General features: G+C 63.8%; 24 protein-coding genes. 9 read left to right on the forward strand and 15 right to left on the reverse strand.

The genetic code is table 11. From position 1 onward, the window contains the following. Nucleotides 1-56 precede the first annotated feature (56 nt). Nucleotides 57-341 (forward strand): 4a-hydroxytetrahydrobiopterin dehydratase, encoded by a 285-nt coding sequence (locus H290_RS0114900; protein WP_028463218.1) that lies wholly within the window; start codon nucleotides 57-59, stop codon nucleotides 339-341. A gap of 13 nt (nucleotides 342-354) precedes the next feature. Here H290_RS0114900 and H290_RS0114905 read toward each other — a convergent pair whose 3' ends face one another. Then, the gene (locus H290_RS0114905) at nucleotides 355-1,503 is read right to left on the reverse strand and encodes an acyl-CoA dehydrogenase family protein (protein WP_020107615.1); all 1,149 of its coding nucleotides are present in this window, start codon (nucleotides 1,501-1,503) and stop codon (nucleotides 355-357) included. Continuing rightward, nucleotides 1,503-2,735, reverse strand: coding sequence for an acyl-CoA dehydrogenase family protein (locus H290_RS0114910; RefSeq protein WP_020107616.1), 1,233 nt, complete (start codon nucleotides 2,733-2,735; stop codon nucleotides 1,503-1,505). The genes H290_RS0114905 and H290_RS0114910 overlap by 1 nt, the downstream gene beginning before the upstream one ends. A gap of 63 nt (nucleotides 2,736-2,798) precedes the next feature. Here H290_RS0114910 and H290_RS0114915 point away from each other — a divergent pair, with 63 nt between their 5' ends. After that, nucleotides 2,799-3,398 (forward strand): QsdR family transcriptional regulator, encoded by a 600-nt coding sequence (locus H290_RS0114915; protein WP_020107617.1) that lies wholly within the window; start codon nucleotides 2,799-2,801, stop codon nucleotides 3,396-3,398. A 27-nt stretch (nucleotides 3,399-3,425) separates the two neighbouring features. Here H290_RS0114915 and H290_RS0114920 read toward each other — a convergent pair whose 3' ends face one another. Both H290_RS0114920 and H290_RS0114925 read right to left on the reverse strand, forming a co-directional pair. Continuing rightward, a complete protein-coding gene (locus H290_RS0114920; protein WP_020107618.1) occupies nucleotides 3,426-6,866 on the reverse strand; it encodes a serine/threonine-protein kinase in 3,441 nt (1,146 codons plus the stop codon). Nucleotides 6,867-6,988: 122 nt separating this feature from the next. Further along, nucleotides 6,989-7,810 (reverse strand): class I SAM-dependent methyltransferase, encoded by an 822-nt coding sequence (locus H290_RS0114925; protein ID WP_020107619.1) that lies wholly within the window; start codon nucleotides 7,808-7,810, stop codon nucleotides 6,989-6,991. A gap of 171 nt (nucleotides 7,811-7,981) precedes the next feature. Here H290_RS0114925 and H290_RS0114930 point away from each other — a divergent pair, with 171 nt between their 5' ends. After that, nucleotides 7,982-8,656: a winged helix-turn-helix transcriptional regulator gene (locus H290_RS0114930; RefSeq protein ID WP_020107620.1), complete on the forward strand. Its 675-nt coding sequence runs from the start codon at nucleotides 7,982-7,984 to the stop codon at nucleotides 8,654-8,656. 22 nt (nucleotides 8,657-8,678) lie between these two features. Here H290_RS0114930 and H290_RS0114935 read toward each other — a convergent pair whose 3' ends face one another. The 4 genes from H290_RS0114935 to H290_RS0114950 are packed head-to-tail and all read right to left on the reverse strand — an operon-like array spanning nucleotide 8,679 to nucleotide 12,293. After that, nucleotides 8,679-9,710: a phosphotransferase family protein gene (locus H290_RS0114935; RefSeq protein WP_020107621.1), complete on the reverse strand. Its 1,032-nt coding sequence runs from the start codon at nucleotides 9,708-9,710 to the stop codon at nucleotides 8,679-8,681. Next, nucleotides 9,707-10,930 (reverse strand): acyl-CoA dehydrogenase family protein, encoded by a 1,224-nt coding sequence (locus tag H290_RS0114940; RefSeq protein WP_020107622.1) that lies wholly within the window; start codon nucleotides 10,928-10,930, stop codon nucleotides 9,707-9,709. Before H290_RS0114940 ends, H290_RS0114935 begins: the two co-directional genes overlap by 4 nt. 38 nt (nucleotides 10,931-10,968) lie before the next feature. Beyond that, nucleotides 10,969-11,790, reverse strand: a complete 822-nt coding sequence (locus H290_RS0114945) for an SDR family oxidoreductase (protein WP_020107623.1) — start codon at nucleotides 11,788-11,790, stop codon at nucleotides 10,969-10,971. 44 nt (nucleotides 11,791-11,834) lie between these two features. Then, nucleotides 11,835-12,293, reverse strand: a complete 459-nt coding sequence (locus tag H290_RS0114950; protein ID WP_028463219.1) for a cupin domain-containing protein — start codon at nucleotides 12,291-12,293, stop codon at nucleotides 11,835-11,837. A 157-nt stretch (nucleotides 12,294-12,450) separates the two neighbouring features. Between H290_RS0114950 and H290_RS0114955 the strand changes: the two genes are divergently transcribed. Further along, nucleotides 12,451-12,630: a hypothetical protein gene (locus H290_RS0114955; RefSeq protein WP_020107625.1), complete on the forward strand. Its 180-nt coding sequence runs from the start codon at nucleotides 12,451-12,453 to the stop codon at nucleotides 12,628-12,630. A gap of 197 nt (nucleotides 12,631-12,827) precedes the next feature. Here the strand turns inward: H290_RS0114955 and H290_RS28650 are convergent, their stop codons facing one another. Further along, the gene (locus tag H290_RS28650) at nucleotides 12,828-14,498 is read right to left on the reverse strand and encodes an HNH endonuclease signature motif containing protein (protein WP_231373706.1); all 1,671 of its coding nucleotides are present in this window, start codon (nucleotides 14,496-14,498) and stop codon (nucleotides 12,828-12,830) included. 93 nt (nucleotides 14,499-14,591) lie between these two features. Beyond that, nucleotides 14,592-16,253, reverse strand: coding sequence for an FAD-binding dehydrogenase (locus H290_RS0114965; RefSeq protein ID WP_028463220.1), 1,662 nt, complete (start codon nucleotides 16,251-16,253; stop codon nucleotides 14,592-14,594). Nucleotides 16,254-16,409: 156 nt separating this feature from the next. Between H290_RS0114965 and H290_RS0114970 the strand changes: the two genes are divergently transcribed. After that, nucleotides 16,410-16,790 (forward strand): hypothetical protein, encoded by a 381-nt coding sequence (locus H290_RS0114970; protein WP_020107628.1) that lies wholly within the window; start codon nucleotides 16,410-16,412, stop codon nucleotides 16,788-16,790. 28 nt (nucleotides 16,791-16,818) lie between these two features. Here the strand turns inward: H290_RS0114970 and H290_RS28655 are convergent, their stop codons facing one another. Then, nucleotides 16,819-17,655 carry an AraC family transcriptional regulator gene (locus tag H290_RS28655; protein ID WP_020107629.1) on the reverse strand — a complete coding sequence of 279 codons (837 nt, stop codon included), beginning with the start codon at nucleotides 17,653-17,655 and terminating at the stop codon, nucleotides 16,819-16,821. 26 nt (nucleotides 17,656-17,681) lie between these two features. Here H290_RS28655 and H290_RS0114980 point away from each other — a divergent pair, with 26 nt between their 5' ends. From H290_RS0114980 to H290_RS0114995, 4 genes are read left to right on the forward strand one after another with little or no spacing between them, the layout of a single operon-like run. After that, complete coding sequence (locus tag H290_RS0114980; protein WP_020107630.1) at nucleotides 17,682-18,200, forward strand: VOC family protein; 519 nt, start codon at nucleotides 17,682-17,684, stop codon at nucleotides 18,198-18,200. 51 nt (nucleotides 18,201-18,251) lie between these two features. Further along, nucleotides 18,252-19,007 (forward strand): class I SAM-dependent methyltransferase, encoded by a 756-nt coding sequence (locus H290_RS0114985; RefSeq protein WP_028463221.1) that lies wholly within the window; start codon nucleotides 18,252-18,254, stop codon nucleotides 19,005-19,007. Then, nucleotides 19,004-19,597 carry a TIGR03086 family metal-binding protein gene (locus H290_RS0114990; protein WP_020107632.1) on the forward strand — a complete coding sequence of 198 codons (594 nt, stop codon included), beginning with the start codon at nucleotides 19,004-19,006 and terminating at the stop codon, nucleotides 19,595-19,597. Before H290_RS0114985 ends, H290_RS0114990 begins: the two co-directional genes overlap by 4 nt. A gap of 30 nt (nucleotides 19,598-19,627) precedes the next feature. Further along, nucleotides 19,628-20,977, forward strand: a complete 1,350-nt coding sequence (locus H290_RS0114995; protein WP_020107633.1) for a TIGR01777 family oxidoreductase — start codon at nucleotides 19,628-19,630, stop codon at nucleotides 20,975-20,977. A 7-nt stretch (nucleotides 20,978-20,984) separates the two neighbouring features. Here H290_RS0114995 and H290_RS0115000 read toward each other — a convergent pair whose 3' ends face one another. From H290_RS0115000 to H290_RS0115015, 4 genes are all read right to left on the reverse strand, one after another. Next, entirely contained in the window at nucleotides 20,985-22,058 is a 1,074-nt protein-coding gene (locus H290_RS0115000) for a low specificity L-threonine aldolase (protein WP_020107634.1), read from the reverse strand. Continuing rightward, nucleotides 22,055-22,765, reverse strand: a complete 711-nt coding sequence (locus H290_RS0115005; protein ID WP_028463222.1) for a ferredoxin reductase — start codon at nucleotides 22,763-22,765, stop codon at nucleotides 22,055-22,057. The genes H290_RS0115000 and H290_RS0115005 overlap by 4 nt, the downstream gene beginning before the upstream one ends. Then, a complete protein-coding gene (locus H290_RS0115010) occupies nucleotides 22,762-23,355 on the reverse strand; it encodes a sulfite oxidase-like oxidoreductase (RefSeq protein ID WP_020107636.1) in 594 nt (197 codons plus the stop codon). Before H290_RS0115010 ends, H290_RS0115005 begins: the two co-directional genes overlap by 4 nt. Nucleotides 23,356-23,424: 69 nt before the next feature. Beyond that, nucleotides 23,425-23,682: a lipopolysaccharide assembly protein LapA domain-containing protein gene (locus H290_RS0115015; RefSeq protein WP_020107637.1), complete on the reverse strand. Its 258-nt coding sequence runs from the start codon at nucleotides 23,680-23,682 to the stop codon at nucleotides 23,425-23,427. Nucleotides 23,683-23,781: the final 99 nt, after the last annotated feature.

The raw sequence follows: 23,781 nt of genomic DNA on the forward strand, positions 1-23,781 counted from the left end.
ATCAGCCGTTCGGCGTGGGTATTGCCGGAGTGTCGGGCGACTGGCAGCATCAGGTGATGGCTGGTCTACTGAGCGAACCCGATATCACCAAGGCCCTTGCCGACCTCACCTTTTGGTCGCGTAACGGCGATTCACTGACGCGCACCGTCGAATGCGCAGATTTTCCGGCAGCGATCACATTGGTCGATCATGTCGCCGAGGCGGCCGAAGCCGCCCAACATCATCCGGACATCGATATTCGTTGGCGCACTGTCACATTCACATTGAGCACGCATTCAGAGGGCGGGATCACCGGGAAGGACACCATGCTCGCCCACCAGATCGACGATCTCGCCCCCTGACGCGTAGGACTTCTCAGCGCGCGGTGAGCGCTGCGTAGCGGGCGATGTGCTGGTCGGCCGGCCCGAACTCGTACTCAATGGCGGTGAGGCGCTTGAAATAGTGACCGATCGCGAGTTCTTCGGTCATACCCATGCCACCGTGCAACTGGACCGCGTTCTGCCCGATGAACCGTGCCGAGCGTCCGATCGTCGCCTTGGCTGCCGAGACGGCCAAAGATCGTTCCACGGCGTCTGCCTCGAGATTGAGCACCGCGAGGTAGACCGCGGCTATCGACTGCTCGACCTCTATGTACATGTCGACCATCCGGTGCTGCAATGCCTGGAAGCTGCCGATCGCCTGCCCGAACTGCTGACGCTGCTTGGCATATTCGACGGTGTCCGCCAGTACCTTTCGCATCAGACCGACCGCTTCTGATGCCACGGAAGCAGTTGCCTCGTCGACTGCCTTGTCGATCGAGGCCCAGGCACCCCCTTCGGTACCGAGCAGCGCATCGGCGGGGAGCCGGAGGTCGGTGAACGTCAGGTCCGCGGCCTGACGATCGTCGATCGTGCGGTACGCGTGGCTTTCGATGCCGGCCGGCACGTTCTCCGGTTCGACGTCGACAACGAAGAGCGAGATGCCGTCGGTGTCGCGCTGCGAGCCCGCCGTGCGCGCAGTGATCAGGAGATGGTTGGCCAGCGGCGCACTGCTCACCACTGTCTTGGTTCCGTTGATCACCCATTCGTCGCCGTCACGACGCGCTGTGGTGGAGACGTCGCTGTATGTATAACCCGAGGTCGGCTCGGTGGCGGCAAATGCGGTGATCGCCGTGCCGGCGACGATGTTTTCGACGATCTGCCGGGCCCGATCACCACCGGCCCGCCGGAGCAACCCGGAGCCGATCACGACGGTGTCGACAAACGGCTCGACCACCAGCGCGTATCCGAGAGCTTCGGTGACGATCATGAGCTCGACCGGCCCACCGCCGAGCCCGCCGTCCGCTTCGGGCAAGGTCGCGCCGAGAATCCCGAGTTCTTCGGCGAAGCCGGCCCAGATCTCCGGCTGCCAGCCCTTCCCTGTCTTCACCGCGGCACGGCTGGTCTCCAGTCCATACCGCGTGGCCAGGAACTTGCCGAGGCCGTCACGAAGTAGTTCCTGCTCTTTTGTCAGGCTGAAGTCCATCAGAGCCCCAATGCTGCTTTGGCGAGAATGTTTCGCTGAATTTCGTTGCTGCCGGCGTAGATCGAACCGGCCCGATCGTTGAAGTAACGCAGTGGCGCGACGGCCTGCCACTGTTCGCCGCTGACATATCCGCCCGCGGGTTCGGAGAACTCCGCAATCGGACCACCGGGGCGCGCAGCATGTGGCTGGTACACCCGACCGCGCGGGCCGGCGGCCTCGAGCGTGATCTCGGTGAGCTTTTGACTGAGTTCGGTCGCGAGAACCTTCAGCATCGACGACGCCGGGCCCGGATCCTTGCCCGAAGCCATCGCCGACAACGTTCGGTATTCGAGGATTTCGAGTACCTTCGTCCGGATCTTCGCCTCGGCGAGCTTGGCCGAGAACAGCGGATCCTCGATGAGCGGACGGCCATCCGGCCCGGGTACGCCCGCTGCCGCTTTTCCTGCCGACTCCGCCATCACCTGCAGCGCGGGCGCTGCCGCTGCCCCACCACGTTCGAAGACCAACAGATATTTCGCAACGGTCCACCCGTCGTCGATCGTGCCGATGACGTTCGATTTCGGTACGCGCACACCATCGAAGAAGACCTGGTTCTGCACTTGCTCTCCCGAGGTCATGACCAGCGGCCGAACCTCGATACCCGGGGTGGTCATGTCGATCAGCAGGAAGGTGATCCCCTGCTGCTTCTTCGCGTGTTTCGAGGTACGAACCAGGCAGAACATCCAATTCGCCTCAGCCGCATGGGTTGTCCAGATCTTGCTGCCGGTACAGACCAGGTCGTCGCCCTCGTCGACGGCGGCCATCGTCAGTGAAGCCAGATCCGAACCCGCCTCCGGCTCGGAGTAGCCCTGGCAGAAGAACACCTCACCGGTGAGGATGCGCGGCAGGAAGAAGTCTTTCTGCTCCTGGGTTCCGAACGCGGCGATGGCGTGCGACACCATCCGAATACCCATGGGCGACAACGACGGTGCGCCCGCCAGGATGGACTCCCGACTGAAGATGTAGTGCTGCGTCTGACTCCAGTCACAACCTCCGTGCTCGACGGCCCAGGCCGGAGCCGCCCAGCCACGCTCGTGCAGGATGCGCTGCCACTCCATGCTCGCCTCGTGCTCGGAGTAGACGCTTGTCATGAGCCGGCCCGCCTGTCGCAGGTCCGGCGTGAGTTTCTCATCGAGGAAGGCGACTACCTCGTCCCGGAAAGCCGCGTCGGCTTCTGACCAATCCAAGTCCATCTGTACTCCCCGCGTTTCGACGCATCGGTTGACCACCGAAGCCACCAGAGACAAAATCTACTTATGTCTCAGGGAGCCGTCAACGGTCGATCCAAGACGCCCTCGCGCCCAACCCGAGACGACGTCATCGATCTCGCCCACGACTGGTTTCGCGACGGCCGGCGGGTGGACGTCCAAGCGCTGTCCCGCGAACTCGGAATCGGTCGGGCCACCATCTATCGGTGGTTCTCTGGCCGCGAGGTGATCATCGGCGAGGTCGTGTGGCGAATCGTGGCCGAAGCGTTGCGCCGGGTCGAGGACCGGGAGGGCTACCCCGCCACGATCGAACAGTTTGTGCACAACTACGGAGAGATGGCCGCCGCGGTGCGGAGCTATCATCCACTTTCACAGTTCGTGTCCGACGATCCCGAATATGCGCTGCGCGTGCTGAGCACACGGTACAGCGTTGTCCAGGGGCGGCTCATCGAGTGGAATATGGTGCGACTCAATACTTTTCCCGAGATCGGGCCGAAGGTCGACATCCGCGCACTGGCATATGCGATCGTTCGCGTCGGTGAATCATTCATCTGGAGCGACATGATCACCGGTGAACCTCCTGCGCCTGAGCAGGCCACGGCCATGGTCGCACTGCTGCTCGCGGGCGCCTGCTCGACACCTGCGTAGCCAGAGCAGTCAGCGCACGGGGGTTTTTCAGTGCGCAAGCACTGTCTGCAGGAAAGACAACGGCACGCCGGCCACGACCGCCAGATGACTTTCGTCCAGATCCGATTTGATCTGCAGGACCAGACTGCGAAACGCCTCACCACCGTCGAGCGGAAATCGAATCATCCCGGCTCGGGCACATCTCGCCAGTACTGCGACGGCATAACGCTCGGCCTCATCGGATCGACCTGCCACCGACAGGCAGGTGGCGCATAGACGGTCGGCCCGCAGAGCGGCCCTCTGCCTGCGGTTTCCGTCTATCCTGTCGACCCATTCCTGCGCCCACGTGCACGCCAGGGCGCGGTCTTCGGTCGTGTCGCGATCGCCGGACTCGTTGAGTAACAACCGAATCGCGATCTCCTCGTCGAGCTGCGCCACGACGGCGGCCAAACCGGCCGGTGATCGGACCCGGTGGGCATGGTCGACACGCATCCGGATCGCGCGCCGGGCCGGGAGATTCTGCGTGACCTGCTCAACCTCGACCGACGCGCGCAACCGTGGCACATCGAGCCGCTCCGCGATCTCCGCCGCCTGGTCGAGAAGGTCCGCTGCCGCATCCTTCTCACCGCGTAGCAACGCCACCCGCGCACCGATCACGTAGCGCGCCTGGATCATGTCGACGACGCCCTCTTCTGCGCCGAGTTTGAAGCTCGCGTCGAGCAGTGCGCCGGCCTCCTCGGCGTCTCCGCGTTCGTACCGAACCTCTGCCAGCAGCGCGCTCGCCAGGCGGGACCCCTGCGACTGTGTGGACGCCCCGTTACCCGAGGCGGTCTGGAACGCGCGACGAAAACACTGCTCCGCCCGGACTACATCGAGCTGTTCCATATAGGCGATCCCATCGAGCGCGTCGCCATAGATCACCGCGAAGGGGCCGGTGTTCTGTTGGTGGTAGGGAGCCGCCCACTGTTGCCACCGGTGCGCTTCGTTGAAGTCGAAACGACATGTCGCGCTGAATGTCCGGACATTCCCCAGAGCGGAGGCCACGAAAGGCGGCAAGTTGTCCGGTTCCGATGCCGGATCAGCGATCAAGTCATCGAGCCGGTCGAAGCGATCCGAGATCGCCCCGTTGCAGGCGGCGATCACGGCCGCTTCGCGCCTGATCTCGATCGTCGCGCGATCGGAGTCGGGCATCAGCGCGAGCGCCGCGTCCACGCGTGCAAGTGCCGCGTCGACGAGGTCGGGACGATGGTGCAGCATGTGAGCCCAGCCGAGCAACAACTGAACCCGCGGACTCACGACGACTGCGGCGGGCGGCAGCTTGTCCACTATCGCGAGCAAAGTCATCATGTGCGATTGCTCGATCAACGTTCGGCCATCGATCTCGACCAGCGCCACGGCACGCTCGGTGTCGCCCGCGGCAAGCGCGTGCTCGACGGCCTCGGCCACCATCGCGTGATCGGCAAACCAGTCAGATGCCTTGCGGTGCAACGACGGAATCGAATCGGGTTGATCGCGTTCGAGGCGCCGGCGCAGGAACTCACCGAACAACGGATGGAACCGGAACCAGTCCCCGTCCTCATCCAGCCTCTGCAGGAACAGATCTCGCGTCTCGACGTCCTCCAGGAGTGCCTGTCCACGCGGCTGCTCACTCAAGGCAGAGGCCAACCCCGCGCAGATTCGTTCCGGTACCGACACCGCGAGAAGAAAGTTCACCATCTCCGGTTCCAGGGTGGACAACACATTCTCGGTGAGAAAGTCACCGATCGCATGATGCCGGCCCGAGATGTGACCGATCAGATCCGACGGTTTGTTCGACCCACGCAGTGACAACGTCGCCAGCTGCAGTGCGGCCGCCCATCCGTCCGTCGAATTCCAGAGCTGCGTCACCTCATCGTTGCGGAGGTCCAGTCCGGACACATCCAGCAGAAACGACCGCGCCTCGTCGGCGTCGAAACACAACCCGGCGATGTCGAGTTCGACGAGTTCGTCGTTGACCCGCATCCGGCTGATCGGCAGGCCCGATCCCGTGCGGCTGGTGATGATGACCTGGAGGTGATGGCAGCTGTGCTCGAGCAAAAACGCCAACACACCGATCGACCTCGGGTCGGTGACCCGCTGCCAGTCATCGACGATCACCGAGATCCGCTCACCACGCTCGTGGATCTCGTTGATCAACGAGGTCAGCACATGCTGCTCGGCCTCCGCACCGCGCTGATCGATGACCTCGGCGAGATCACCCACGATCTCCGGCTTCGCCCGCCGCAACGACTCCACGACATTGGCCAGGAATCGATCGGGATCGTTGTCATCGTCGTCGACCGTCAGCCACGCCACCGGAACACCGGTGTTGAACAGTTCCTCTGCCCATTGGGTGGCGACCGTGGTTTTCCCGTACCCCGCGGGCGCGTGGATCAGAACCAGTCGTCGCCACTTACCGGCGCGCAGGATGTCCATCAGGCGCACCCGGGCAACCTGCGCACGTGGTCGCAGCGGTGGACGAAACTTGGTCGACGGTATCGGTGGCGATGTCGTCATCCCTGCCCGCACCCGCCGGTCGATGTCCACCGCCACCGGATCTTCGGAGTAAGCCGACGGCAGCGCCATCTCATCCACCCCGACGCTCAGCTCTCGCTGGGCCTCACGCAACAGTTCGCCGTAGTCGGCGGCCGAGGCCGGGCGGTCTTCGGGCTCGCGGGCCATCGCTCGTTCGATTGCGCGGGCCACCGGGCCCGGGATACCGGTCTGCTTCAAGTCGGGAAGTGGTTCGGCAGCTATCCGCAGGAAATGGGCGACCACCTGCTCCCCACTGCGCCGCTCGAAGGCCGCGTGACCGGTCAGCGCGCAGAACAAAGTGGAACCGAGGCCGTAGATGTCCGAGGCCACCGACGGATCTGCACCGGTCAGCAACTCCGGAGCGGTGAACGCCGGAGATCCGGTGACGATGTCGGAGCCGGTCTCGAAACCATCGACGATGCGGGCGATACCGAAGTCGGTCAGCTGCGGCTCGCCGTACTCGGTGAGCAGGATGTTTCCTGGTTTCACATCACGATGGAGCGTGCCGCAGCGGTGTGCCGTCTCCAGGGCCCCGGCCACCTTGACACCGACGCGGAGTACCTCCGGCCAGTTCAGGGCCCCTTGCTTGCGAATACGCGCATCGAGCGAGTCATGGGGGTGAAACGGCATGACGATGAACGGATGGCCTCCCGGTGTGCTCCCCACCTCGAGGATTTCCACGATGTTGGGGTGCCCGGACAGTCGGCCCATCGCGCGCTGCTCGCGCACGAACCGCTCGAGATTGCCTTTGTCCAGATGATCGGCGAGCACCTTTACTGCGACGACCCGATCCAGCCCCGGCTGAGAACAGCGATAGACCGCTCCGAATCCGCCCTGACCGATCAGATCAGGGTCACCGAAGCCCGCACCGACCAACTCCCCCGCTATGTCGAGTACGACATGGCGCTGGGTCATCTGTGGATCGTTCTCGGCCATGAGCTGCCTCGATCGACTGGAGCACGGACATCAGGTACACCTCCAGCCTATCGCGGACGTCACCAGATCCAGTCGAATCGATCGAGGCAGCTCCGGGCACCATCTCGGCGTGAGGTTGACCGTCACCGCACCACCGCGGTGACAAGCAGGTACTCCCACTCCATCACACCGTCGTCGTTGAGGGCGGTGCGGGCGAGGTCTGCCAAGCCGGTGTCCAGAGCCGCTGTCGCATCCGGGTTTTCGGCATTGGCCTTGTAGACCGCGATCGTGGGTCCGTAGGTTTCCTTGAAGAACTCCCGGAACTCCTCCGGCGTCTCGAATCGGTCCACCTTCAGTGTCTGCCTGACCGCGGTCACCTCGGCGATCCGGTCACCGAAGAGCCCTCGCACATGGTCCTCGTCACCCCACAACGGCGGTGGCTGGGCGCCGGGTGGCGGCGGCGGGGCGTAGGGCTTCATCGTGGCGAACATCTGGCCGATGAACCCCTGTGGTGTCCAGTTGATCAGTCCGATGCGGCCACCGGAGCGACAGACCCGGACGATCTCGTCGGCGGACGCCTGGTGATGGGGAGCGAACATCACACCCACACAGGAGATCACCACGTCAAAACTGTTGTCTTCGAACGGAAGTGCCTCGACATCGGCCTCCTGCCAGGTCAGCTCCACCTGGCGTTCGGCGGCCAGTTGTCGCCCGGCCGTGAACAATTCGGGTGTCAGGTCACTTGCGACCACCTCGGCGCCGGCCTCGGCAGCCGGGATCGCTGCATTCCCCGAACCGGCGGCGACGTCCAGTACCCGCTCGTGCTCGCGGATCCCGACCGCGTCGACCAGCGTCGACCCCAGATTCGCGATCACTTGTGTGTGCACGGCGGGATAGTCGCCGGACGCCCACAGTGCGCGATGCTTGACCTTGATCGCGTCGGGGGTTGTTATGTGTGTTGTCATCGCCGAGCTCCTTCGGGTGGCGTAGTGGGTGCGATTTTCTGACACCTTGATCCTGCGACCACGTCGCCGCGTGTTCCAGTTCCAGATCTGTACCCGAACCGGTTCTGTATCTGTACTGGTGTGTCGAACGGAGTCGGTGTGTACTTGCAAGGGACAACGCAAGGAGTCCCGATGTCTGGATACGGTCAGTTCTGCCCCGTCGCCAAGGCCATGGAGGTTCTCGACGAGCGGTGGACGCTACTGGTGGTGCGTGAACTGTTGGCCGGCAGTAGTCATTTCAACGAACTGCGGCGCGGCGTCCCGAAGATGTCGCCGGCACTGCTTTCCAAGCGGTTGCGCACACTTGAGCGAGCCGGAATCATCACTCGTGAAATCGACGGCGGCAGAACCGAATACACACTTACAGCCAGCGGCAAAGAGCTGTCGACGGTGGTCGAGGCACTCAACTCGTGGGGCATGCGCTGGATTGGTGAACTCGGCGAGGCCGACCTCGATCCCCACCTGTTGCTGTGGGACATGCGCCGCACCGTCCCCGTCGATCAGTGGCCCCGGGCGCGCACGGTGGTGGCCTTTCACCTGAGCGGCGTTCCGGTCAAGGCGTCCCGCTGGTGGCTGGTGGTCTCGGGCGGCGACGTCGATGTCTGTGACTACGACCCCGGGTACGACATCGACGCCACCGTGGACGCGCCACTTCGGGACCTCATCGCGGTCTGGCGCGGAGACCGGTCGTGGGACTCCGCGCTGAAGAGCGGTGACGTCGAGATCACCGCCCCCCGCGACATCCGCAATGAGGTCCCGGAGTGGATTGGTCAGGGCCAGATGTCGCGGATCCCCCGACCGGTCTGAGCGGCGGTCGCGATCGAGGCCGTCACAGAATCGACGCCTCCTTCCCCACCAGGACGGTGAGCTCGACGAGGTCGTCGACAACCTGCCGGGTCGGTCCACCGTCTCGAGACGCGTTCCGGGGATCGTTCAGCAACCGCCGGACGATTCCCTCGGCGATGATCGCCAGCCGCCACAGCGCCATCGTGTGCCAGTACCCGATCTGCGAGACATCGCGCCCGGTCGCCTCGGCGTACGCGTCGATCAGTTCGGCCCGTTTGGGAAAACCCGGCGCGCGGGGCACCGTGAAATGCCCGGTCACGCGATCACCGGACTCCGGCCAGAAGGCGAGCAGATTGCCGAGATCGGCCAGCGGTTCACCCAGGGTGCACAGTTCCCAGTCGACCACGCCGATCACGTGACCGTCGTGCGGCGAGGTGATGACGTTGCTCAGGTGATAGTCGCCGTGCACCAGCGTCAACTCGGTCTGCTCCGGAGCGTGCTTTGCCAAAGCCTCTGCCACGTCGGCAATTTCAGCGATTTCTCGGGTCTTCGAATGGTCCCACTGCGCACTCCAGCGCTTCAGCAACCGCGCGGAATACGGCTTGTGACTGGCCAGATCGGACAAACCGGTGGCGTCGAGGTCCACCGCATGGACGGTACCGAGGGTACGGGGCAGGCTCAGTCCGACCTGGCGACGATGGTCGAGCGACAATCCCTCCACCGCAGCCGGATTGTCGATGACGGCCCCGTCGATGAAGCCCATCAGCACCAGCGGCGCATCGGTGATCTCGGGATCAGAGGTCGTGGCGATCATCTCCGGAACCGGGACCGCGGTGTCGTGCAGCGCCGACATGATGCGATGTTCACGCAGCACGTCATGAGCCGATGCGAGCAGCGTGCCCAACGGTGGTCGGCGCAGAATCCAGCGGGAGCCGGCGGCATCCCCCACCCGGAACGTCAGATTCGACTGACCGTTGCCGACGCGGTCGAAAGTGAATGGTCCGACGGCACCGATGTCCAGACCGGAGAGCCACCGGGACACCGCATCGGTGTCGAGACCGACCACATCACTCACGCCTGTGCCCCGATCTTCTTGTACCGGCCGAGTTCTTGACGCGCGATCGTCCGTTTGTGCACCTCGTCGGGACCATCCGCCAAACGCAGCGCCCTCAGGTGGGCGTACATGCTGGCCAGGGGGAAGTCGTCGGAGACTCCGCCACCGCCATGGACCTGAATCGCACGATCGACGATCTTCAGCGCCATGTTCGGTGCGGCCACCTTGATCGCGGCGATCTCGGTGCGAGCCGCCTTGTTGCCGACTGTGTCCATCAGCCAGGCCGCCTTCAGCGTGAGCAACCGCGCCATCTCGATCTCGATCCTGGCCTCGGCAATCCAATCCTGGATATTCGACTGTGCAGCAAGGGGTTTCCCGAAAGCTACGCGCAGGGAGGCTCGGGCACACATGAGCTCCAGAGCACGCTCGGCCATACCGATGGCACGCATGCAGTGGTGGATCCGGCCGGGTCCGAGCCGGGCCTGTCCGATCATGAACCCGGCGCCCGCGCCTGCCAGCACATCCTTGTCGGGGACCCGGACGTTCTCGAACAAGACCTCGGCGTGGCCTTCGCGGTCGTGATAGCCGAAGACCGGGAGATTGCGCAGGACGGTGATACCCGGTGCATCGATCGGCACCACCATCATCGATTGCTGCGCGTGCGCGGCGGCGTAAGGGTCGGTCTTGCCCATCACGATGAGCACCTTGCAGTTGGGATGCAGGGCGTTGGACGTCCACCACTTGCGGCCGTTGAGGACCCAGTGGTCGCCGTCGGGTTCCATGCTCAGCTGGATGTTGGTGGCATCCGAACTGGCCACACCGGGTTCCGTCATCGCGAACGCCGAACGGATCGTGCCATCCAACAGTGGAGCCAGCCATTTTTCTTTGTGCTCATCGGTGCCGAAGAGGCTGAACACTTCCATGTTCCCGGTGTCCGGTGCCGAGCAATTACAGGCCTCCGGCGCCAGCACCGCACTGTGACCCATGATCTCGGCCAGCGGTGCGTACTCGGAGTTGGTCAGACCCGGTCCGAAGCGGGGGTCGGGATGAAAGAGGTTCCACAACCCACGTGCTTTCGCCTCGGTTTTGAGTTCTTCGATGATCGGCGGATCGAAATGCGGGTCACCGGATTCACGCATCTGCTGGGCATAGACCTCCTCGGCCGGATAGATGTGGCTGTCCATGAAGTCCAGCAGGCGCCCACGGTAATCGGCGCAGCGGTCGGAGTACCCAAATTCCATTGCCAGATACCTACATTCGTTGTTGTCCGTCGCTCCGGTCAGTCGCCGTCTGCGACCAGGTGGCGTTGAAACCGACGCATCCCGGCAATCCACCGGTCGTAGTCGGAGCCCTTGTTACGGTAGAAGTCCAGCACCTCGGGATGCGGCAGAATCAGGAATCTCTCGTCTTCCATCGCCGCCAGCACCTGCTGCGCCACGTCCGCCGGACTGAGCACCGCACCGGATTCGGTGACCGCCCGCGCAGCCACCGAGGCACCGGGGATGTCCGTATCGAAGCCCTCCCGCAGCAACGCGGTCTCCACGCCCATCGGGCACAGGCAACTGACTGCGATGCCCTGGTCGCCGTACGTCACCGACAACCATTCGGCGAACCCGACCGCCGCGTGCTTGGACACCGAATACGGCGCCGAACCGATCTGGGTCAACAAGCCTGCTGCCGATGCCGTGGCCACGAAGTAGCCGCCACCGTTCTCGATCCACCGCGGCACCAGGATTCGTGCGGCCCGGACATGGGCCATGACATTCACTTCGAGTGCCACCTCCCACAATGCGTCTGAGGTGTCCAACCCCATCCCCGCAGTGGTTCCGGCGTTGGCGAAGAAGATCTCGACAGGTCCGAGGTCGGCATCGGCCCGGGCGATCATCGCCTCGAGGACCTCGGGGTCGGAGACGTCACCGCCCATCGCGATCGCCCGGCCGGGATGGGTTGAGACGATCTCCGCCGCCACCGCGCCGGCTGCCGGGGCATTGAGATCGGCGACCAGCACACTGACATCGGCCGCGGCCAACGCCCGGGCCAGGGCGGCACCGATTCCGGCACCACCTCCGGTGACAACGGCGACTTTCCCTGAAATCTGCACTCAACCGATGCTAGAGGTCCCGCCGTCGACCGTGCTCAAAACGGCTACTTGGCGGCGCAGTGTGGGGCCGGTGCATCTTCGAAGAGCGGCTTCCCCAGAGGCTCGAGATAGACGACATCGAGGATGACGGGAACCTTGCCGAGGTTTTGTCCTTGATGGACGTTGTTGTCGCCGGCGGGTTCGTTGATCAAGGCTCCGGTATTGAAGATCACCGGCTTGCAATCCGGTCCGGGATGAGACAGCGTACCGGCCTGCACGATTCCCACAACTGGGCCATCGTGATAGTGCCACCCGGTGGTTCCGCCGGGCGCGATGGTGATTTGCTTGGCCACCGCGTGGATGCCCTCGGGGATGAAAGGCAAAAGGTCTGCGGGGATCTCCACATCCGCGTATGTCACCGCCGAGATGCCCTCGCTTGGTGTTCCGTGCGCGACAGCAGGAACTGTCAGCGCCGCACAAGAAAGCGCCACCACTGCTGTTACCGACCGGATGTGTTTGATCATCAGCACAGGGTATTCGTGAACAGCCCAGTTCACCCGACTTCAAATATGCCGGACATGCCAGCTCGGAGTCCGTTTGAAGGGAACATCTCCGCGCGCCGCGCCATACAATTCGATCCACTGTTGTCCGCCAACATGTTTCGAAGAGCCGAGTAGTGCTGTGACCGCCGCATCGCACGCGTCAATCCGGCTCGGGTTGTTCACCCGCAACGCGGTGGGCACATCATTGGCCGAGATCCGACCGCTCAGCGCCAACGAAAGCCTGGCGCTCGGGCTCCAATCCCATCGCCGCGCACTGCTCATCGGCGCTCCGATCGCATCTGCGAAGGCGCCTATCTGACCCTCGACCTCGACGGCAGGAATGCGGCCGGCGTCATCCTGCTCGTGAGCGCGTCCATCACCTTGGCGTTTTCGATACCGGCGATGATCGCCCGCAATCGCAGCGCCAAGCTCTGGCCACTGCAGTTCCTGCGCGGCCGAGCGAAATCTGCCTCTACCGAGCCGGTTGGCTTACTGAAGCGACCAGGAGATGTGGAATCAGTACGGCGGAGGGTCGTTCCTTTCCTGTTCTTCGCGGAGTCTGCGGTTGTGTAGTCGTTCTTGTTGGCGGCGTGCATGTTTGACAACGGTACGTGATTTCTGTCGAGAGTCCGGTGCTGTAGGTGGTGGCCGGCCGGGTGAGCCGCGTTGATTGTCGAAGACGATCAGCCGAAGTGTCGGGAACAGATCATCACCCGTCCAGGCGGGCCCGTCGTAGCTACGGCCTTCCGGAGTGGTGAAGATCAGCCGCGGTCGCCCGGTCCGGGGATCGGGATACTGATCGTCGAGCCAGTCGCTGTAAGTCTTCAGCAAATGGTGAAAACGGCAGAGCGTCTTCATCTCTGAGGGATGCGTGCAGCCACCCGCGTCCGGATTCTGGTGGTTGTATTCGTGGGTGTGGTCGAGGTCAGCGCCCCACGCCTTCTTGTCACAGCCCGGCCACATGCAGTAGCAATCCCGGATCCGGATGTAACTGTCAAGAACCACTGACGGCCGATACTCGTCACCGGGTTGGGTGGCCGGCAGTGGAACCACGAACGGTGCTGTAACGGTGTCGCTGTCGCCCTCGGGGAAGTCGCCGACCGGTGGGTTCTCCGGCGACCGCATGTACACCGTCGGCTTGCCAGGCTTCGACCCCGGTTCCTCAGGGTTCGGTTGTGCGGGTTCGGGTTCAGTCGGCTCGGACTCGGGCTCGGGTTGTTTTGATTCTGGTTCTGGTTGAGCAGTCTTGTTGCCCATCGGCCGCACCACTGTTTCGGTGCGGTCAGCGATGTCACGGACATGGGCCGCGGAGATGACCCCATGACCGTCGAGGAACCCCGGATTTTCAGCGGCCCCTTCGAGCGTCGCCTGGTCAGTAATCACGTGCAGCACGATCTTCACGTCGACACCGGAGATCACCTGATCCGCTGGGACCGTGACGATCTCGGCGGTGCACGGGTGTTTGGGGTCGTCCGGGCACTGGCAACCGAACTCGCGACCCATCACCGTCGCAAACAACGCATCGGCCATCCGATCAGCTTTGCGCCGCGGATCAGCCTTGCACGTCGACGTGGCCAGCTTTTCCAGCCGCGCCATGATCATCGTCATCTCTTCAGCGGTGGACTGTCCCTCCAGGACGGCCATGCCGTGATCGGCGTGCGAGCCCCACACCCCACGCCGGTTCTTCGCATCCTCGCGGGCCTGCCGCACCAGGTCGGGGTCGCGGCGAAAGATGATCGCGTCGACCATGTCCCGCATCCGGTTCTTCGACCACGACCCCCGGCGGCTGAGAGCGTCGGCGATCGCCTGATCAATGTCCGCTCGATGCGGCGAACCGTCGATCAATTCGGTCCGCGACACGATGTCCGGAATGTACTCGGCAGCCACCCGCCCCGCCTTCAGACGTGCATTCACCTCCGGCAAACGATCCCGCAACGCCAACGCCCGATTGATCTGCAACTCCGCAGTGTGCTGCGTGATCTCCTGTGAGGCAGACAGTCTCGCCGCGCACTGGGCGAACGGATCGATCGCCCGCATCTCGGCCTCGGTCCCCGCCGACGGTTCCACCAACAAAGCATGCAACTCCGCCGCTACGGTGTAGCGCTTCCACTCCAGTTGACCCTGCTGCGCTCGCGCGAGCTCGGAGTCGTGCAGCAGCTCATTCGCACGCAGCTCTTCAGGACCCATTTCTGCGTCCCCACCAGCGGATTCATCCCCCATACCGAACATAGATTCGAGACTATAGGAGCGGTACGACATCAATAGGAAATGAGTTTGCTGCTAGCCCAGATCTCGCGCGAGAGCGCGGCCGGCCGCGCGACCGGAGAAGATGCAGCCGCCCAGGAAGGTGCCTTCGAGTGCGTTGTATCCGTGAACACCGCCGCCACCGAAACCGGCAACCTCACCTGCGGCGTAGAGACCGTCGAAGACACTGCCATCCGGACGGATCACCTGTGAGTCGAGATTGGTCTCCAGACCACCCAGGGTCTTGCGCGTCACCAGGTGAAGGCGAACAGCGATCATCGGGCCATATTTGGGATCTTCGAGGCGATGCGGTGCTGCCACCCGAATCAGTTTGTCGCTGAGATAGTTACGCGCATTGCGGATCGCCATGATCTGCAGATCTTTGGTGTAGTTGTTCTCGATCTGACTGTCGCGGGCGTGGACTTCGGCGGCCACCTGGTCATAGTCCAACTGTGGTCCGGGGGTGATCTCGTTCATGCCTGCAACGAGGTCGCGCAGATTATCGCGAACCACGAAGTCGGCGCCGTGTTCTTTGAATGCTTCGACCGGACCTGTCGCGCCCTTCTTCACCCGCTGCAGAAGTAGCTTGAAATCTTTGTCGGTGAAGTCGGGATTCTGCTCCGACCCTGATAGCGCGAACTCCTTCTCGATGATCGCCTGGGTGAGGATGAACCAGGTGAAGTCATGGCCACCTCGCGTGATCGTCCCCAACGTGCCGAGCGAGTCGAATCCGGGAAAGTTCGGCACCGGCAATCGTTTGCCGGTGGCATCGAGCCACAGTGACGACGGACCGGGAATGATGCGGATCGCGTGGTTCGGCCAGATCGGATCCCAATTCTGGATGCCTTCCGTGTAGTGCCACATCCGGTCCCGGTTGACCACGCTGCCACCGGCATCCTCTGTGATCTGCAACATCCGCCCGTCAACGTGTGCGGGAACGCCGGTGATCATGTGCTCGGGCGCCGGACCCAACCGATCTACGGGCCAATTCTTCTTCACCAGCTCGAAATTGCCGCCGATGCCACCCGACGTGACAACAACCGCTTGTGCCCGAACCTCGAAGTCTGATTCGCGTTCTCGGCTCGACGAGACCCCGCGCGACTCGGTCGACGGGACCAGAACCGTTCCGCGGACACCTACCGCTCGCCCACCTTCAGCGATGATCCCGTCCACCTGGTGCCGATATTTGAAGGTGACCAGGCCCTTCTCCGCGCCGGCGAGGACTGGCTCCCGGAACACCCGGACCACCTCAGGACCTGTGCCCCAGGTGATGTGGAACCTCGGCACCGAGTTCCCATGCCCACTCGCCGACCCGGATCCACGTTCGGCCCAACCCACGGTGGGCATCACCTTCAGACCCAATTCGTGGAGGTACGAACGCTTCTCACCGGCAGCAAAGTTGACGTAGGCCTCGGCCCATTGACGAGGCCAGTGGTCTTCCCGGTCCCGATCGAAGCCGGCCGATCCGAGCCAGTCGGCCATGGCGAGTTCCAGTGAGTCCTTGATCCCGAGGTGACGCTGTTCCGGCGAGTTCACCATGAACAATCCACCCAGCGACCAGAATGCCTGGCCGCCGAGGTTCTGCTCGTTCTCCTGATCGAGGATGGCCACCCGTTTGCCGGCCTTGACCAACTCGTGAGCTGCAACCAGACCTGCCAGACCTGCACCAACGACGATCACGTCAAACTGCTCGGACACCCGTACACCCCTGCCTGCCATGCGTCATCTGGAGATTGCAATCCCTGTTCATCCACGTCTCCTGTGAGCATAGGGAAAGCGACGTCGAACGTCGGCAAGACGACTCCATTGCGTCATCCAGACCCACATCAGGGCGCAGCGGGCGATACTGGAGCCGTGGCAACCAAGGACACCGGAGACGACTCCGACCGACAAAGATTCCGCACCCTGGCGCAGGCCGCCCTCAATGCTGATCGCACTGTGGGACAAATGGATTCAGTCATCGAGGGGCTCGGATCCGCGCTGACGGACTTCGATCGCGCGATGACCGGGTTCGAAACCACACTCGACAGCTTCGGCACCGCCATGACCGACTTCTCCACCACGTTGGCCCGGGTGGACACCATGGTGACCACGATGGACAGCCTGGTCGAACGGATGGAGAAGATCATGGGCCGGGTCGAAGCCATTGTCGAGATCGCGGAAAGGGCGATGGCACCGGTGTCGTCTGTCGAATCCATGGTCCGCAGCATATTTGGCCTCGGACGTCGCTCCTGACTAACGGAGACTAACGGAGACTAACGGATCAGCGCCCGCCGGAAACCGAGTCACGAAGGTAGTCACTGGGTGTGAGCCCGATGACGGCTTTGAACTCGCGTGCCAGATGCGCTTGATCGGAGTAACCCAGTTCTGCGGCCACATCGGCGATCGTTGTGTCGCCTCGCCGCAGCGCCAACGCCGCATCTTGCAGACGCCGTCGCTGGATCAGCCATTTCGGGCTGAGCCCGGTCCGATGCACCGTCACACGCTGCAGGGCCCGCGTGGACAGGGCCACCTCGGCGGCCAGGTCGCTCACCCGGCGAGGCCCGTCGTCATCCTCGACGAGATCGACCACCCGATTGATCAGGATGCCCTCCTCGTCAACCGACCACTGCCGTCCCCACTCTTCGTAGAGGTCCGCCACCGCCCGGTATCTGTCCTGCGGCGCGTGGTCTTCGGCGTTCATAACCGCACGCACGTCGCGGACGAGGTCGCCGTCACCGGGGACAGGCAGCGGCGTTCCGATCGGCAATGCCGGCCCCGACCGAGATCCGGGAGCCATCGACCGGCCCGTAATCACCGTGATCGCTGCCGGCCGCAACAACACCGCGGCAGCCCAACCAGTGCCCTGCAACTTCTGCTCACTGATCCCCTGGCTCACGCAATACAAAGCGGCCCGATCGGATTCGATCACAACGTTGCCGCCCGGATGTTCGAGTACCGGCTGCAGGATCGGCGCGTCGAGATCCCATACCGCGATCCAGACGTGACGCAGTAATTCGCCGGACGGCAACGGTATTCGGTGCAGTTGCACACCGCGCCCGGGACTCAATTGCCCCCGCGGCGGTGTGGGCGACTCGGCCATCTTGTCGTGTTTCTTCAAGCCCGGTCCCTTCGCCGGCGTTCAGAATGGAAACCATGAACACCACAACCGCAGCTCACGGAAAGTACACACATCACGGTGTGCCACATGGCTTCACCTCCCTGACCCCGTTCATCGTCGTCTCCCCTGCCCGCGATGCCATCGCGTTCTACCGGGATGCGTTCTCTGCCACTCTCACCCAATCCACCGAGTTCCCGGGGCCGGACGGCACACAGATCGTGGCGCATGCCGAACTCGATTTCGGTAGTGGGCGTCTGCAGTTGGGCGACCCCAATCCCCAGTATGGCCTGATCCCCCGACAAGACGCCGATGCCGACTGCTACTCCCTCGCGCTCTATGTCCCCGATATCGACGCGACGTTCGACCGCGCAGTCGAACGGGGTGCCACGGTGCGCGAAGCGCCGCAGACGTTCGCCTCGGGCGACCGTTTCGCATCGATCCGCGACCCCTATGGCATCCGGTGGTCAGTGATTACCCGGGTGGAGGACCTTTCCGACGAGGAAAGCGCCGCGCGCGTGGCCGAGTGGGCAGCCCAGCAGGGCTGACGACCCAAAAACGCGTTGCCGGTCGCCGGGCAAGGTGGCAGCATCCGCGTCATGATCGAAGATCTGTTCTTCGCAGCGCACGACAGCCTGCCGCGCGAGGCCCCCGGTTCCGACGCGACAACGGAACTGCTGTTTCACCTCGCGGCGCCGCACGCCCGCTCGCACCTGGCCAACCCATTGCGCATTCTTGACATCGGCGCCGGCACCGGGCCTGCCACCATGGTCCTGGCGGGCCTCGGTGCGCAGGTGACCGCCATCGACACCCATCAGCCGTTTCTGGACGAGCTCGTGTCGAAAACCAAAGCTGCCGGCCTACGCAACCGGGTGACGGTCTCGAACACCTCCATGGAAGACCTCGATTATCCCGACCACTCCTTTGACCTGGTGTGGGCCGAAGGTGCCGCGTACATCATCGGATTCGACAACGCTCTCATCTCCTGGCGACGACTCCTGGCACCTGGCGGCGCCCTGGTGCTCACCGAGGCCGATTGGCTCACCCGAACCCCCGCGCCGCGCGCTGCGGAGTTCTGGAACTCGGGCTATCCGGAGATGCGTACCACCGGCGAGAATGTCTCCGCTGCAATGGAACTCGGCTGGACAATCGCTGCGACCTATCTCTTGCCCGACACCGACTGGGACGAGTACTACATTCCGTTGGCCTTGCGGATTGCCGAACTGCAGCAGGAGCGGCCCGACGCTGCCGCAGACCTGGACCTTGTCGGTCAGGAGATAAACATCCGGCGCGACCACGGAACCGATTATGGTTACACCGGGTACGTCCTACGACCCAGGGAGGTCGACCGATGAGCGGTCCTGAATCCATTGCCGACCGGTACAACCGCCGCGCCACAACGTTTGCCGCGGTGATCGCAGCCGCGCCGCCGGATCGCTGGTCCTCGCCGTCGCCGTGCACCGCATGGACCGCCGCCGACGTGTTGCAGCATGTCCTGGACATGCAGGCCGCGGTGTTCACCCCGCTCGACCGGTCCCTCTCACCGGCGCCCACCGTCGACGCGGACCCTCTCGGCGCGTTCAACCACGCCCGCACCGACATCGAGCGAGCACTCGCCGATACCGCGGTGGCCGCGACCACGGTGCAGACTCCCATGGGTCCTTCCACATTCGCCGAGCACGTCGACGGGGTGGCCAGCGCCGACATGGTGGTGCACGGCTGGGACCTTGCCCGGGCCCTCGGGTTCGAGCACGAGATCGACCCCGCCGAAGTCGAAGCCGCATGGCCGGGTGCACAGGAGATGCCCGACATCATGCGTGTCCCCGAGGCTTTCGGACCAGGCATCATTGTGTTCGGGCCGATCGTGGAAGTGCCGGACGACGCACCGCTCCAGGACCGGTTGCTCGGACTACTGGGCCGAGACCCGCACTGGGAAGCGCCGTAGCCGGTGCGTGTCCATGCGTAGCCTGGGCCAATGGGCATCACGTACACGAGCACGGTCTCCGCACCCATCGACGAGGTGTTCGCCTGGCACAGCAGGCCAGGGGCCTTCGCACGCCTCTCCCCGCCGTGGGCACCACCATCGTTGGTGCGGGAGGCCCACTCCCTCGAGGACGGCACCGCCGTGCTGTCGTTCGGATGTGGCCTGAAGTGGGTGGCCAAACACCAGCCGTCCCGATTCCACCCGCCGAATCAGTTTGTCGATCAACTCGATTCGTGGCCGTTGCGGACCGTCATGACGTGGACCCATCACCATGGATTCTCCGAGGTCGACCCACAGACCACCCGGGTCACCGACACCGTCGACACCCCGGTGCCCGAACCGCTGCTGCGCCCGATGTTTCGTTATCGGCACCGGCAATTGGCCGATGACCTCGCCACCCACGCCTGGGCCCTGCCACTGGCAGGCAGGCCGCTCACGATCGCGATGACCGGTGCGTCGGGACTTGTCGGAACCGCGTTGCGGTCGTTGCTGACCACCGGCGGCCACCGCGTCATCTCACTGGTCAGGCGCGCCCCTGACGGACCCGACGAACGACGCTGGAACCCCGCCGATCCCGCCGACGACCTCTTGGCCGGGGTGGATGCCGTGGTGCATCTCGCGGGGGCCTCGATCGCCGGGCGATTCAATGACGAACACAAATCCGAGATCGCCGGCAGCCGGATCGCACCCACCGAGGCACTCGCGCGCATTGCCGGCGCCACCACACCCGCACCCACTTTTGTCTGTGCGTCCGCCATCGGGTTCTACGGCTATGACCGCGGTGATGCGGTTCTCGATGAAAGCTCCTCGCGCGGAGACGGTTTCCTCGCCGACGTGGTGTCCGACTGGGAAGACGCCACAGCACCGGCGGTCGAGGCAGCCCGAGTCGTGAACGTGCGAACCGGTGTCGTGCAGGCCGCAGCCGGCGGAACTCTCAAACTGCTGCGACCGCTGTTCACCCTGGGACTGGGCGGACGCCTCGGCGACGGAAACCAGTGGCTGTCCTGGATCGGCATCGACGACCTCATCGACATCTACTACCGCGCAATCGTCGATGATCGACTGTCCGGGCCGGTCAACGCGGTGGCACCGGGCGCGGTGCGCAACAAGGAGTACACCGCGGCGCTGGCCGGCGCCGTGCACCGGCCGGCTGTCATCCCGGTCCCTCGTCTGGGCCCACAAATGATCCTCGGTTCGCAGGGCGCCAGGGAGCTGGCCCTCGCCAACCAGCGAGTGGCACCCGCACGCCTCGAAGAAGTGGGCCACCGGTTCCGGATGACAGAGGTCGATGAGGTGCTACGCCACCAACTCGGCGGTGACCCGAGCGCCGTTCACGCGTGATCCTGCCTCAGCCGGCAGTGAGTTCGGCTTTGATCGCAGCGGCGAACTCGTCGACATCCTCGGCCGTGGTGTCGAACGAACACATCCACCGGACCTCGCCGGTGGACTCGTCCCAGGTGTAGAACTTCCACACTGCCCGAACCCGCTCCGCCACCGCCGGATCGAGCACGGCGAACACGGCGTTGGCCTGCGTGGGCTGGGTGATGGTGAGGCCGGGTGTCCCCTCCAGATGTCCGCGCAGCCGGGCGGCCATCGCATTGGCATTCGCCGCGGCCTGCAACGCCGTATCGCCGTCGAACAGCGCGAGCAGCTGCGCCGAGACGAACCGCATCTTGCTGGAAAGCTGCATGCTGAGCTTGCGGATGTAATCGGTGCCGCTGACCGCATCCGGATCGATGACCACCACCGCCTCCGCACCCAACGCGCCTATCTTGGTGCCACCGAGACTGACCACGTCGACACCCGCGGCGGTGGTGAACTCGCCGAGTGAAAGCCCCAGCGCTTCAGCGGCATTCCACAGTCTCGCGCCGTCGACGTGAACCAGCATCCCGTGCCGGTGCGAGTACTCGCAGACGGCCGCGATCTCGTCCACCGAATACAACGTCCCCAGCTCGGTCGACTGCGTCAAGCTGACGGCCAACGGTTGTGCGCGGTGCACATCACCAAAACCATAGGCCTGCGTCGCAATTGAATCCGGCGTCAACTTTCCGTCGACCGTCGGCACGGTGAGGAGCTTGATCCCACTCACCCGCTCCGGGGCACCGCCCTCGTCGTTGTGGACGTGCGCGGACTCGGCCACAATTGCCGCACCCCATCGCGGCAACATTGCCGTCAGACTCACCACGTTGGCGGCCGTCCCGTTGAAGACCGGGAAAACATCGGCCCGCGTACCGAACTCGCTCCGGACGACGGATCTCAACTGTTCGGTATATACATCATCACCGTAGGAGGGCTGGTGACCTCCGTTGGCCGCGACCAGCGCGGCGACCACCTCGGGGAGCATTCCGGCGTAGTTGTCCGAAGCAAATGCCCGCCACCGCGGATCGTGTAATTGCGGTGCCGGATCCGGTCGGGATGTCATCCGCCAAACCTTTCAGTCCTGATCGTGTTCGCGGGGTATCCCAGATCGAGGAGCCACCGGGCACACTGTTCCACAAACGCCGTGGGTCCACACACCCTGAACTCGGGTTTCTGCTCGACCGGGATCACCAACGACGCCAATTCGTCTTGGGTCAGCCGTCCCGGCCGCCGGCCATCCGGCGCGCTCCGGGTGTGGACATAGTCGACCCTCAGGCTTCCGGCTGAGCACAGCCGATCGAGTTCGTCTCGGTAGTAACCGTTTTCCGGGCTGCGCAGCGAGTACAGGAGGCGAAAAGGCACCCTCGTGGCGGCCGACTCGCGCTCCCGGATCATCGACATCAACGGCACCACACCCGAACCTCCGGCGATCAATTGCACCGGTGCGGGGTCCGCGGACTTCCAGATGAACCAACGACCGATCGGTCCGCGCACCTCCAATTGGTCACCGACGGCCAGGTCGCCGATGAGGTACGGCGAAACCTCGCCGTCGGGGAGTTCTTGCACTGTCGTCTCGACGAGATCGTCACCGAACGCTGCTGCCACCGAATAGGACCGCACGGCCTGGTAGCCGTCCTCGGCGGTCAGACGGATATCGATGTGCTGCCCCGGTAGCACCCGACCGCGATCGGGTACCTGCAGTCGCAGGGTCCGGGCGGTCGGCGTCTCCATGGACGCCGCGACAACCGTCGCCGGCCGCCAACCATTCACCAATACCGTTCCTCTTTCCAGGGATCACCATGATTGTGATAGCCGTTGCTCTCCCAGAATCCCGGAACATCCTCGGCCATCTCGGTGAGCCCACTGACCCACTTGGCCGACTTCCAAAAATACAGGTGCGGAATCAGCAGTCGAGCGGGTCCACCGTGTTCGGGTTCCAGCGGCTCGTCGTCATAGGTGTGCGCAATCCATGCCTTCCCGTCGAGCACGTCCTCCAGCGGCACGTTGGTGGTATACCCGCCATGGCATTGCGCCATCAGGAATCCGTCGGGATCCACCTCGTCGCCGAGGAGCACGTCGAGCGACACACCTCGCCATGTGGTCTCCAGCTTCGACCACGCCGTCACGCAATGGATGTCAACAGTGATGTCTTCCTGCGGGAGCAACATGAACTCCTCCCAGGACCAACTCTTGCGTTCCCCACTGAGGAAATCGATCTCGAACGTCCACTCCGCGTTGTCTATCAGCGGCGTCGGCCCCGCCGACAGGACCGGGAAGTCGCGCGTCAGATACTGTCCCGGCGGAATCCGCTCGTCCTTCTGACGGCGCCGGGAACCGAACCCCTTGTTGATGATTGCCATGACTGTCAGTGTGCGCTGCGGAGCCACCGGCCGCAGCGCGCAGGGTCACCCGTGCACCGGTCCGGTCGCCTACTTGGCCACCGACTCTTTCCTCTTGGTCCGGCCACGCATCGTCAGGATCCCGACGATCCAGCCGACTACGAAAACAACCAGAAGAATGAACCACAATGGAGAACTGACCTCGACCCACAACAGATTGATATCTGCCGAATCGCGGTTCTGAAAGATGAAGACCACCGCGACCACAGCAAGGATCACGGCCACCCAGGTGGCCGGCGAGCGTTTCGCGAAGATATTGGACGACGACGTGCCTGCACTTTTCGACATGAATTGACAATAGTCGCGAAACCGGACTATAAGGTACTGCTCCGAACCAAGAAGTCTCGGAAATTGCCGCTACCAAATCCAACGAGGCTGTTTCGAATG

Origin of the sequence: Nocardia sp. 348MFTsu5.1 (genome assembly GCF_000383535.1) — a bacterium.
Lineage (GTDB): Bacteria > Actinomycetota > Actinomycetes > Mycobacteriales > Mycobacteriaceae > Williamsia > Williamsia faeni.